We start from the raw sequence: 11,770 nt of genomic DNA, 5'->3' as shown, positions 1-11,770 counted from the left end.
GACAACTTCACTTTAGAGACCTGCGGGCCGATCATGACCGCCTTGATGAAGCCTGCGGGCGCTACGCGCCCTTGCCTTCATCAAGGCAGTGCGCCCCTTCGAGGGGCCGCTTCCCAATGTGCTATGGTAGCGAGTTTATCGCGACCGCCGTCCAGAAATGGTTGGGGCAGATCGGCGTGAAGACGCTCTATATCACCCCGGGATCACCATGGGAGAATGGCTATAACGAAAGCTTCAATGGGTCGCTTCGCGACGAACTGCTCAACGGCGAGATCTTCTACAGCCTCGCTGAGGCCAAGGTGCTGATCGAGGCATGGCGGCGGCATTACAACACCGTTCGCCCTCACAGCAGCCTGGGCTACCGACCGCCGGCACCGGAAACGGCGACACCGCCATATCCGGCCTCCGGTTCCGCTTCGCTCCACCTCCGTCCGGATATGGCGGCGATGGGCTTAATCCACTAACAAACCAATCGGGCCACTCGGTGGGGGCAGATCAGCCGCACGTTCGAGAAACTCCTTCATGGCTCACCTATTCTGTTCGGCGCATGCGCGCTCTCATAGCTCTAAAGCAGGAATAGCACAGTTGACCTTTAGATTTTATTCCACTGTGCCTGGCACCTAATTGATGACTGGAAAATTGATACGAGGCCGCATTTTTCCCAGTCACATCATGAGGTTGATCCTGCAGCGTCACTCAGCGACCTGCATTTTGTCGTGATCGGTCAGCTGAGTTCGTCGATCTGCGTGGCCCTCAAAAGGCGGAAAAGCAGACCTCGACGCTGGCCGAGCGGCCCGGCGCAACCTTACCAGCCGCCCCCCAGCGCACGATAGAGCTGAACGGTTGCCGTTCCTTGTGCGATGCGGGTCTGTTCCATCTTGTCCTCGTCCGAGAGCGCATCCAATCGGGCCTGCAACACATCGCCCAACTGCGTGCGTCCGGCATCGTACAATATCGCCAGCTGGTCGGCGCGTCGGCGGGCCATGTCGGATGTACGGATAAGCCCGGCCAGGCGTTCGTCCAGCCCCGCCCGAAAACCATAAGCGGATTCAACTTCCTCGAGCGCCGACAGCATGGCCTGGTCATAATTGGCGAGAGCAGCCTCAAGTTCGGCATCGCCCGCCTTGACACTGGCCTGCAACCTTCCGGCATTGAAAAGCGGCATCGATGCGGAAAGGCCGACCAGACCTCCGGTTCCGCCATAGCCCGGCAGGCCGCCCAGTTCGATATGCCCGTTCTGCCCCAGAAAATGGATGGCGAAGCGCGGAAGCAGATCGGCCTTCAGGCTCTTGAGGCGCGCCGCACGCGCGTTCACCAGCCATGATCGCGCCGCGACATCAGGCCGGCGATCAAGAATGTCGGAAGGAAGTTGCCCGGTGGGCGCATCTGGCGTCTCAAAAGTGGCGGAGGCGACCATATCCGGCGCCTGTTCGGGGACGTCGCCCGCCAGCACGGCCAGTCGCCGCTTGCGCGCATCGACGAGGGATGTGAGGGCCGGGCGGGAGGCGCGCAGCGCCTCCAGTCCATTGCGGGCGCGGGTGACATCGGCCGCTGTCGCGGCGCCCGTCCGCTGCCGGGCGGCCGCATAATCGACAAGGCGATTGGCCGTAGCCTCGCTGCGATCGAGGACATCGAGGCGCCGCCTCAGCCCCTGCAGCTGCTGATAATTTTCGACGACATCGGCGGCGACCATGAGCCTGACGCCATCGGCCGTTCGTGCGGTGCTTTCGGAAAGCGCGCGCGCCATTTCGGCGTCGGCATGGCGTCCACCGAACAGGTCAGCCTCCCAGGTGGCTCCAAGACCCACCAGATATCCACTGCCGCTGTTTCCGGACAGCGACGGCAGCATGGCCTGCCACTTGTCATCGATCCCGGCATCGCTCTGACTGGCCCACGCTGTGCCATTTGCGGCAACGGTAGGATAAAGCGCCGATTCCGCGACAGTGACTAGCGCACGCGCGGCGGCGACATGGGCTTTTGCAGCGCGGATATCGGCGTTTGCTTCGAGCGATTTCTCGACCAGCGCATCAAGAGCGGGATCGCCCCACGCCGTCCACCAGCGGTCTGTCCCGGTTATTGCCGCGTCGTTCGCCGCCGCCGCATCCAGGCGATTGGGCGGAGTGATGCGTGGCGCGTGCGCGGGCGTGTTCGGGACGCTGGCGCAAGCGGTGAGCAGCAGCGCGAGCGATGGAGGAAGCAATTGGCTATGCATTCTGATTTTCCTGGGTGATGTCATCCATGACCTTTAGCCCTGCCTTGAGAGCATCGAACGGAAGCGGCTGACGGCCATCGCCACGAAGAACACGCCCGAGCCGCAGATGATCGCGAGTTCCGGCAGGATCGTTCGCACGCCCGCGCCGCGATAGAGGATCGCCTGGGAGAGGCTGACGAACTGGGTGGTCGGCAGACATAGCGCAATCGTCCGGATCGCCGAGGGCATGCTCTCGAGCGGCGTTGCCGCTCCCGAGAGCAGATAAGCGATGGCGTAGACGGGCACTGCGAAGAGCCCGAACTGCGGCATGGATGGCGCGAGCGTTGCCATCCACATGCCGAGCGAGGTGACCGAGAAGAGGTAGAGAAACATCGCGGCAGTGAAGAGCAGGAGAGATCCGGTCAGCGGCACGCCCAGAACGCCATGAACGACGAACCAGAGGGACGCGATCGAGGCCAGCAGGATGACGAGGCCGTTGGCAAGGATCTTGGCGAAGGCGATCTCGCTGGCGCGCACGGGCATCACCAGCAGATGCTCGATCGTGCCATGCTCACGCTCACGGATCACCGCCGCGCCGACGAGGATGATCGAGAGCACCGTCACGTTGGTGACGATCTGCATGACCGAGGTATACCAGGCCGACTGGGCGTTGGGATTGAAATGCATCCGGCTTTCGACCTGGACCGGCAGCGCCTCCAGGAGGCCCCGGGCATGGAGGAAGTCGAGCGTTTCCTGCGCGAATATCTGCTGGAAATAGGCAGCGCCCAGACCTGCCTGCGTCATGGCGGTCGCGTCGACGAGAATCTGGACGGAAGGCGACCGGCCCGCGAGCGTATCGGCTTCGAAGCGGGGCGGGATTTCGATGACGAAGATATATTTTCCGCTGTTCATCGCAGGGCCGATCGCGGATCGCTCGATGTCCTCGGGTGGTTTGAAATAGGGCTGCTGGATGGCATCGCGCAGCCGGCGCGACAGTTCGGAATGATCCTCGTCCATGATCGCGACCGAAGCGTTCATGACCTCTGCGCGTACCCCGTTCGCAACAAGCTGGATCGCCACGGTGAAAGCGAAGAGGATAAGCGCCATCAGCGTCACATCCTTCATGACACTGCGCAGTTCCTTGCCGCTCAGAAGCGCAACGTTGAGAATCCAGCGCGTCATTTCTCCTGCTTTCCCAGCATCAGGCGTGCGCCGCCCACGAAGAGGAATGCGAGCGCCATCAGGGCCAGATAGGCCTGGCCGAAACTGGCCATGCCCAGACCCTTGGTGAATGTGCCGAGACTGACGATCTGGAACCAGGAGGAGGGGAAGGTCAGCCCGATGATATGGCTCGGGCCTGTCAGGGTGGAAACGGGGTAAAGGAGCCCGGAGAAGTTCACCGACGGAATAAGACAGATGAGGGATGTCGCGAAGATGGCGGCGACCTGCGAGCGCACAAAGGCCGAGATCATCAGCCCCAGCCCGGTGACAGACAGAATGAAGAGGAACCCGCCGATCAGAAGGGCCGGCAAGGACCCCTTGAGCGGTACTCCCAAAATGAAGACAGTCACCAGGATCAGCGTCACGAAACTGATCATTGCAAGAAGGGCATAGGGCATCTGCTTGCCGACCAGGAATGCGCCCAGGCTCGCCGGCGAAGCGTAGAGATTGGTGATCGAGCCGATTTCCTTTTCGCGCACGACCCCAAGGGCCGTCAGCATCGCGGGAATGAGGATCATGCAGAGCATCAGGACGCCCGGCGCCATGGCGTAGATGCTGCGAAACTCCTGATTGTAGATGAAGCGCGGTTCGATTGTGGACGAGAGATCAGGCACAGCGAAGGGCTGCGCGGACCGCAACTGGTCCATTGCGTAGCGAAGGAGAACAGCCTCGGCATAAGCGCGGGCGTTCGACGCGGGGAAAGGACTCGCGCCGTCGATCCGCACGTCGACCGCGGGCCGCCGCCCTGCGGTCAGATCGCGTCCGAAGCCGGGGGGTATGTCCAGCACCATCTTGGTCGATGCCTCGCGCAGCGCCTGATCGGCGGCCGCGTCGCTCGCAAGTTCGGGCTCAACCCGGAAATAGCGTGACCCTTCAAAATAAAGTTGCAGGTCACGGCTGGCGGCACTGCGGTCATGATCGAGAACGGCAAGGCGGATATTCTGGACGTCGAAGGAAATGCTGTAGGCTGCAATGCACAGCAGGATGATCGGGCCGATCAGCGCGAAGGCGAGCCGGATGCGATCGCGCATGAGTTCGGTCGCTTCGCGCCGGGCAAAGGCCCAGGCGAAGCCCGGCCAGCTGCCGGCAGCGGTTGGTAATCGCGGCCGGCCGGGAGCCGTCGATCGCGCACCGGCGGCAGGAGTGGACGAAGCGACCGAAGCATCGACCGGCAGATGGGCGGAAGCAGTCGGCGCTTCGTCATTATCCTTCTCGAGGACAGCGATAAAAGCATCCTCGAGCCGCTGCGCATCATATCGCTGTGTGAGTTCCGTCGGCGCGCCGACCGTCAGAACCCGCCCGCGATGCATCAGCGATATGCGGTCGCACCGTTCCGCCTCGTTCATGAAGTGGGTGGAGACGAAGATCGTTACCCCTTCATCGCGCGAGAGGCGGATCAGATGGCGCCAGAACATGTCGCGCGCCGCCGGATCGACGCCGGACGTGGGCTCGTCCAGGATCAGGATCTCGGGTCGATGGAGGCAGGCGGCGGCGAGTTGCAGGCGTTGCCGTATGCCGAGCGGCAGAGCGGCGGGAACGGCATCGGCATGGGCTTCGAGCTCGAACTGGGCAAGCGCGGCCGAAACCAGTTCGCCTGCCTGCTGGCGTGGCACGCGATAGAGCCGCGCATGAAGGACCAGGTTCTGGCGAACCGAAAGCTCTTCATAGAGCGAGAAGGCCTGCGACATATAGCCCACGCGCATGCGCGTCTCCATGTCTCCGGGGGCGATCGGCCGCCCGAAAAGGCTGGCCGTTCCGTCCGTCGCATCGAGCAGGCCGGTCAGCATCTTCATGGTCGTGGTCTTGCCGCAGCCGTTCGAGCCCAGAAAACCGAATATCTCGCCGCGTCCGATGCGAAAGCTCACATGATCGACCGCTACGAAATCACCAAAGCGCCGCGTCAGATCATGCGCCTCGATTGCCGGCGCTTCGCCCTTGTCCTGCCAGGCCGGCACGAACAGCGCGTCGCCCGATGGCCGCTTGTCTTGCGGAAGCAGGCGAACATAGGCGGCTTCGAGCGTATCCGCGCCCGCGTCACGCATGATCTCGCGCGTATCCCCTTGCGCGATCACCTTGCCATCGTCCATCGCCACGAGGTGGCCAAAGCGCTCTGCCTCTTCCATGTAAGCCGTGGAGACCAGCACGGTCATGTCCGGCCGCTCCGCGCACATCGCATCCACCAGTTCCCAGAACTGCCGTCGTGAAAGAGGGTCTACCCCCGTGGTGGGTTCGTCGAGGATGAGCAGATTCGGATCGTGCACCAGCGAGCAACACAGGCCCAGCTTCTGCTTCATGCCGCCCGAAAGTTTGCCGGCGGGCCGGTCCGGAAAGGGTGCAAGCCCCGTCGCGTCCAGCAAGCGCCGCATATGCGCTTCCCGCTCGACTGCAGACAGTCCGAAGAGGCGACCAAAGAAGTCGATATTCTCGCGGACGGAAAGCGTCGGGTAGAGATTGCGACCAAGCCCCTGGGGCATATAGGCGACGCGGGAAAGGAACTCGTCCCGCTTGCGACGCTCGGTGAGATCGAAGCCGAGAACCGAAAGACGTCCCGTTTGCAGCTTTTTCACGCCGGATATGAGGCCGAGCAGCGTCGACTTGCCTACGCCATCGGGCCCGACCAGCGCGGTGGTCTTCCCCTTGGGCAGGGAGAGCGAAACCTCGTTCAGGGCGATGATACCGCCATATCGATGCGAAAGGCTTTCGATCCGTATCGCCTCTTCGGGGAGGATCTGAGCGGGCGGGATCATTTGTCGATCTTGGTGAGGTCGGGCCAGGGCTGGCGCGTATCGGTGCGCACGAACCCGTCCGCCGTCATGCCGGCTTTCAGCCTTCCGTCCAGGCCACGGGCGAGATCAGGCGCGATCTGCAGCTTCACCCGGTAGGACAGGTTCTCGCGTTCGCTGGCCGTCTCGACGAATTTTGGCGTGAACTGCGCATCGGGCGCCACGAAGCTGACGCGCGCGGGAATGGCGTCGCCAAAACCCTGCGGAAGAATGCGTGCCTCGTCGCCGATCCTGATCTTGCCGGCGACCGAAGCGGGCAGGAAGATGGTGAGCCAGGCATCCTCGGCATTGACCAGCGACACGATCTTGCCGCCCGGTGGCAACATGGTTCCAGGCTCGACGATCCGATATTCGACGCGCCCGGGCGTCGGTGCGATGATCCGCAGGTCGGCAAGGCCGGCTCTGGTTTGCGCGATCAGGGCGTCGGCCTGGGCAATGGCCGAGCGTGCCTCGCCGACACCGCCGCCCGCCGCCTGGGCGCCACCTTGCGCAGCACCCAAGGCCAGGCGACGCTGCTCCAGCTCGACGTTCGAGACCATGTCACGCTCCCGCAGCTTGCCGGTCTCGACCCAGTCGATGCGGGCGAGCTGAGCCTGACTGTCCCGCGCGGCGAGCTCCCCTTGCGCGCGCATGAGGGCGGATACTGCCTGTTCGCGCTTGGCAAGCGCTCCGGCGAGTTGGGTTTTGAGGTCTACATCATCCTGCCGGGCGATGACCTGCCCCGCCCCGACGAGATCACCTTCATGGACGTCAAGCGACATCAGGCGGCCAGGATATTTGGCGGCAATATCGGTGCGCGTCATCTCGAGACGGCCGTTGCCGCGCACGATGGTATCGGGGAGCTTGTCGGTGCGTCCAAACATCCACCACAGCCCGAAAGCCAGGGCGATGAGGACGACGGCCAGAATGGGAATGACGATAGGGCCCCGCAGCTTCACGCTATACCTCCTTGAGCGTTCATCGCACGAGCGCCACGCCGATCCGCAGGCGCGTCACGTGCTTGTTATAGTCGAGCAGATTTTCGCCATAGCCGGTGAAGCCCTGGCCGAAGAGATAGAAGTCCGGGCCTCCGCCCAGGATACGCCGGAACGGGTAGGAGAGCTCGGCGGTCAGAGCTCCCTTGCCGCTACCCAGGTTGAGACGGGTAGAAGCCGAGACGCGCAGCCCATCATCCTCGCTGGCCTCAATGAAAAGCCCGCTATTGCCGCGATATCGGCGAATGTCAGGATTGTCCGAAAGGTTTCCGAGATAGAGCCACAGCCGCGGCGCGATCGTCAGCCTTCGGTCCTCGCCGAGCGAGAAGCCGGCCATCGGGGCCAGATAGAGCATGTTGAGGCTGCGCGAGGCTGCGCCATCGCGTCCATTGGACTCATGGCGAAGGCCGATCTGGCCGCTGATCGTGGCCTTATCTGACACGGGCAGGGCAGGCGAGAGATAGAAGAGCTCGGGTTGATAATCGATATTGCGGAAGGGCGAGGATTTCGCCGCCACGTCCCAGAACATGCGCTGGGTATAGGCGAAATAGAGGCCGTCGATCAGCGAGGGAGAGCGGTCCATCCGCGCTCGATTTCCGAACAGCTGATATTTGAAACTGATCTGGATGCGTGCGTCGGTGTTGGTGCCGGGGCCATAGACCGCATAGATCGGTTCGTAGACCGAGAGATTGGGGATGAAAGCATTGCCCCGGGTTCGGTCTGTCGGCGATGGTGTGACGGAGTCTGGCGATATCTGCGGAGAGGTCGGAGGCGTGAGCGAGGGCGCGGCAGTCAGGGCGACCGGGGCAGAGCGGTCGGCCTCAGGATCGACGCCGATCGTCAGGAGGATTTGCTGCGTTGACCAGGAGGGAATGGACAAGGCCGCGCCGTCCATGACGTCCTGAAAGTCGATCCGGTAGCGCGCCGCCGCAAAGCCATTGGCCCGGATCGTCAGAACCGCAGCCTGTTTTTCGCCTCGTTGCAGCCAGACCTTTCGATACGTGCCGTTGCTGACCAGATCGGCCGCAACCTCGTCGGGAAGGCGAACCTCCTGCGCGGCCGCCCCGGCATTGAGAACGCGCACATCGACAAGGATATGTCCGCTCTGATCGCGGTTGCCTGCGCGCTGGACGACATACTCCAGAGCAGCTTGCGCGTGCGCCTGCGACGCCAGTACGGCGCTGGCTGCGAGGGCAAGAGGGGCAGCCCGAACGATCACGCGAAAAGATGCTGCCCGTTATCGACCGGAATGATCGTGCCGGTGATCCGCTTCGCGGCATCGCTGACGAGGAAGGCGGCCAGCGCGCCGACGTCGCTTACGTCAACCAATTTTCCTGCGGGAACCTGCGCGGCAGCCCGATCGAGCAACTCGTCGAACCGGTCGATTCCGCTTGCGGCGCGGGTGGCAATCGGCCCTGGTGAAATAGCGTGTGCCCGAATGGCTTTGGCGCCCAGTTCCGCGGCGACATAGCGCGTTGCGCTTTCCAGGGCCGCCTTGACGGGACCCATCAGGTTATAGTGTTCGACCACCCGCTCCGAACCATAGAAGGTCACGCAAAGCAGGCATCCGCCCGTTGCCATCAGCGGTTCGGCGAGCTTCGCCATGCGAAGGAAACTGTGGCAGGACACGTCCATCGCCGTCGAGAAGCCTTGCGCACTGCTGTCGACCACCCGACCGTGGAGATCCTCCTTCGGCGCGAAGGCGATCGAGTGCAGCAGGAAATCGAGGCCACCCCAGCGTTCTTGCACCTGGCCGAAAAGCGCCTCGAGTTCGCCGGGGATGCGTACATCGCACGGCGCAGTCCATTCGACGCCGAGCTGGTCGACGACAGGCTGGACCCAGTCCTTTGCCTTTTCGTTGAGATAGGTGGCGGCAAGCCGGGCGCCGCACCGGGCAAATGCCTCCGCGCATCCTGCCGCGATGCTATGTTCGTTTGCGATCCCGATGACGAGGCCGCGCTTGCCGGTCAGATCTACAAGCGGTGTCATTGGGCGGTCTCCTGCAGCAGGCTGAGCGTGTGAATTGCGATCATGCGTTCCTCGTCGGTGGGGATGACGAGGGCCTTGATCCGGCTCTCGGGGGCGCTGATCAGCGTCTCACCTGCAGCATTGGCGCGATCATCGATCTCAAGGCCCAGCCATTGGAGCCGGCGACCAATAAGACTGCGCATGCCCGCGTCATTTTCGCCGATGCCAGCAGTAAAGATGATCCCGTCCACACCCTCCAGCGAAGCGGCAAGGGCGCCGGTGTCACGGGCTACCCGCCAGGCGAAGAGATCAATCGCTTCTTTCGCTTCGGGTGCGTCGCTCGCGGCAAGCGTGCGCATGTCGCTGGAAATGCCCGACACGCCCAGAAGGCCCGATTGCCTGTAAAGCATATCCTCTATCGTCTTGGCGCCCATGCCCATCTGCGTCATGAGATGCAGCACGACACCGGGGTCGAGACTGCCCGAGCGGGAGCCCATCATCAAACCGTCGAGCGCGGTGAACCCCATGGTCGTGTCGACGCTTTGCCCCGCCGCCATGGCGCAAAGGCTCGCGCCATTGCCCAGATGTGCGGCGATGACCTTGCCCGAGGCCAGCGCCGGGTCGATCGCGGCGAGGCGCCGGGCGATATATTCATAGGAAAGGCCGTGAAAACCGTAGCGACGGATGCCCTGGTCGTGAAGCGCACGGGGGATTGCGAAACGAGAGGCGAGGGCTGGCTTGTCATGATGGAAAGCGGTGTCGAAGCAGGCGACCTGAGGCAGGTCGGGATCAAGCTTGGTGATCGCCCGGACGGCAGCCAGGTTATGGGGCTGATGCAGGGGCGCCAGCGGACAAAGTGCTTCCAGCTTGTCGATCAATTCAGAATCGATGCGCCGCGGGACGGAAAATTCTGTGCCGCCATGGACGATGCGGTGTCCGATGGCGGCGATCTCATAGCCTTCAAGTGGATGCTGCATCGCCCAGGAAAAAAGATCGGCCAGCAAGTCGGCGTGGGTAAGGCCTGCGCCATCCGGCCAGGTGCGATCGAGCAGGATCGTACCGTCCGTCCTTCGGGCCTTCAGCGCTGGCACTATCCCGATTTTCTCGATCTTTCCGCCGGCCGCGAGTTGGAGGCTGCCTCCCGGCTCCATGGCGAAGAGAGAGAATTTGATGCTCGACGAGCCGGAATTGAGGCTGACGACCGCCTTCATGCACTCTTGCCCCCGGGCAATCCAGGGGCTGCCGGCGTCACGGCGCGCGCCATCAGCACCGCCACTGCGCAGGACGCGAGACGCGTGCGCAGGCTGTCGGCACGGCTCGTCAGGATGATCGGCACGCGCGCGCCAAGCACGATACCGGCCGCGTCGGCGCCGCCCAGGAATGTGAGCTGCTTGGCCAGCATGTTCCCGGCTTCGAGGTTGGGCACGACCAGAATTTCCGCATGGCCCGCAACTTCGGAAACGATACCCTTTTCCCTGGCCGCGGCCTCGCTGACCGCATTGTCGAAGGCGAGGGGTCCATCGAGAATGCCGCCGCTGATCTGCCCGCGATCCGCCATCTTGCAGAGCGCCGCCGCATCCAGCGTCGAAGGCATTGCCGGGTTGACGGTTTCGACCGCAGCGAGGATCGCGACTTTGGGCGCCTCCATGCCGATCACATGCGCGAGATCGATGGCGTTGCGGATGATGTCGGCCTTTTCCTCGAGGGAGGGGGCGATGTTGATAGCGGCATCGGTAATGATGAGCGGTGTCGGCCGGCCAGGCACGTCCATGACATAGGCATGGCTGATCCGTCGTTCGGTGCGAAGGCCTGTAGCGGAAGAGACTACCGCGCCCATCAGTTCATCCGTGTGCAGTGATCCCTTCATGACGAGCTGCGCTTCGCCCGTGCGCACCAGTTCCACCGCCTTGGCCGCTGCGGCATGACTGTGCGCCACCGGCACGATCCGGAAACCGTCGATCGCGCGCGAGGCCGCAGTGGCTGCGGCCTTGATCTTCGCATCGGGCCCGATGAGGATCGGGGCGATCAATCCGGCTTGCGCCGCATCGAGCGCCGCAGTGATGGCGGCTTCGCTGCAAGGATGCACGATCGCCGTCGGGACCGGATCGCTACCACCGGCAAGCTCCATCAGCCGGCGATATTTGTCATGATCGTTGAGGCGAACGTCCGGCAGCTCCGCGCGCGGGCGCAGCACCTTTTCGCCGGGCGCGATCACCTGGGCCTGGCCAGTGATGACATCCTCGCCATGCTGGTTGGCGCAGCGGCAGTCGAGGATCAGGATTTTCTTCTCCGCACGCTTCTCGACGACGGTGACCGAGGCGGTGATCGTGTCGCCCGGTGCGACGGGGCGGCGGAAGCGCAACGACTGGTCCAGATAGATGGTGCCAGGACCGGGTAGTTGCGTTCCGAGGACGGCGGAGATGAGGCCGCCGCCCCACATGCCGTGGGCAATGACGTGGCGGAACATGTCGGTCGCGGCATATTGCGCGTCGAGGTGAGCCGGATTGACGTCGCCAGACACCAGGGCGAAAAGCTGAATGTCTTCCGGCTCGAGCGTTCGTGTGACCGATGCGGTGTCGCCAACTTCGATTTCATCGAAGGTGCGGTTTTCGATCATCGCTGGACCGGCCATC

Annotated in this window: 8 protein-coding genes and 1 pseudogene; 1 reads left to right on the top strand and 8 read right to left on the bottom strand. The window is 63.3% G+C overall.

Annotated elements, in window-relative coordinates; genetic code table 11:
• Nucleotides 1-125: 125 nt before the first annotated feature.
• Nucleotides 126-464, top strand: a pseudogene (locus F4U94_RS18240) (integrase core domain-containing protein); the annotation flags it as partial.
• Between the two features lie 341 nt (nucleotides 465-805).
• On the opposite strand, the gene F4U94_RS18235 reads toward F4U94_RS18240, so the two are convergent.
• The 8 genes from F4U94_RS18235 to F4U94_RS18200 are packed head-to-tail and all read right to left on the bottom strand — an operon-like array spanning nucleotide 806 to nucleotide 11,769.
• The gene (locus F4U94_RS18235) at nucleotides 806-2,212 is read right to left on the bottom strand and encodes an efflux transporter outer membrane subunit (RefSeq protein WP_161600453.1); all 1,407 of its coding nucleotides are present in this window, start codon (nucleotides 2,210-2,212) and stop codon (nucleotides 806-808) included.
• A 33-nt stretch (nucleotides 2,213-2,245) separates the two neighbouring features.
• Nucleotides 2,246-3,373 (bottom strand): ABC transporter permease, encoded by a 1,128-nt coding sequence (locus F4U94_RS18230; protein ID WP_017503204.1) that lies wholly within the window; start codon nucleotides 3,371-3,373, stop codon nucleotides 2,246-2,248.
• Entirely contained in the window at nucleotides 3,370-6,159 is a 2,790-nt protein-coding gene (gene rbbA / locus F4U94_RS18225; protein WP_150412124.1) for a ribosome-associated ATPase/putative transporter RbbA, read from the bottom strand. The genes F4U94_RS18230 and rbbA overlap by 4 nt, the downstream gene beginning before the upstream one ends.
• Nucleotides 6,156-7,133: an HlyD family secretion protein gene (locus F4U94_RS18220; protein WP_004207057.1), complete on the bottom strand. Its 978-nt coding sequence runs from the start codon at nucleotides 7,131-7,133 to the stop codon at nucleotides 6,156-6,158. The genes rbbA and F4U94_RS18220 overlap by 4 nt, the downstream gene beginning before the upstream one ends.
• 19 nt (nucleotides 7,134-7,152) lie before the next feature.
• Nucleotides 7,153-8,388 carry a phospholipase A gene (locus F4U94_RS18215; RefSeq protein ID WP_004207058.1) on the bottom strand — a complete coding sequence of 412 codons (1,236 nt, stop codon included), beginning with the start codon at nucleotides 8,386-8,388 and terminating at the stop codon, nucleotides 7,153-7,155.
• A complete protein-coding gene (fabI, locus tag F4U94_RS18210) occupies nucleotides 8,385-9,158 on the bottom strand; it encodes an enoyl-ACP reductase FabI (protein ID WP_004207059.1) in 774 nt (257 codons plus the stop codon). Before fabI ends, F4U94_RS18215 begins: the two co-directional genes overlap by 4 nt.
• Entirely contained in the window at nucleotides 9,155-10,348 is a 1,194-nt protein-coding gene (locus F4U94_RS18205) for an acetate/propionate family kinase (RefSeq protein WP_004207060.1), read from the bottom strand. The genes fabI and F4U94_RS18205 overlap by 4 nt, the downstream gene beginning before the upstream one ends.
• Nucleotides 10,345-11,769, bottom strand: a complete 1,425-nt coding sequence (locus F4U94_RS18200) for a bifunctional enoyl-CoA hydratase/phosphate acetyltransferase (protein ID WP_004207061.1) — start codon at nucleotides 11,767-11,769, stop codon at nucleotides 10,345-10,347. Before F4U94_RS18200 ends, F4U94_RS18205 begins: the two co-directional genes overlap by 4 nt.
• Nucleotide 11,770: the final 1 nt, after the last annotated feature.

Origin of the sequence: Sphingobium limneticum, from assembly GCF_008710155.1 — a bacterium.
Lineage (GTDB): Bacteria > Pseudomonadota > Alphaproteobacteria > Sphingomonadales > Sphingomonadaceae > Sphingobium > Sphingobium limneticum.
Note: the sequence above shows the minus strand (reverse complement) of the source record. Positions and strands in the feature narration are given on the sequence as shown.

Excerpts from the sequence above, each read along its gene's own strand:
- F4U94_RS18235 (WP_161600453.1), bottom strand. The coding sequence starts at position 2,212 with ATGCATAGCCAATTGCTTCCTCCATCGCTCGCGCTGCTGCTCACCGCT.
- F4U94_RS18230 (WP_017503204.1), bottom strand. The coding sequence starts at position 3,373 with ATGACGCGCTGGATTCTCAACGTTGCGCTTCTGAGCGGCAAGGAACTG.
- rbbA (WP_150412124.1), bottom strand. The coding sequence starts at position 6,159 with ATGATCCCGCCCGCTCAGATCCTCCCCGAAGAGGCGATACGGATCGAA.
- fabI (WP_004207059.1), bottom strand. The coding sequence starts at position 9,158 with ATGACACCGCTTGTAGATCTGACCGGCAAGCGCGGCCTCGTCATCGGG.
- F4U94_RS18205 (WP_004207060.1), bottom strand. The coding sequence starts at position 10,348 with ATGAAGGCGGTCGTCAGCCTCAATTCCGGCTCGTCGAGCATCAAATTC.
- F4U94_RS18200 (WP_004207061.1), bottom strand. The coding sequence starts at position 11,769 with ATGGCCGGTCCAGCGATGATCGAAAACCGCACCTTCGATGAAATCGAA.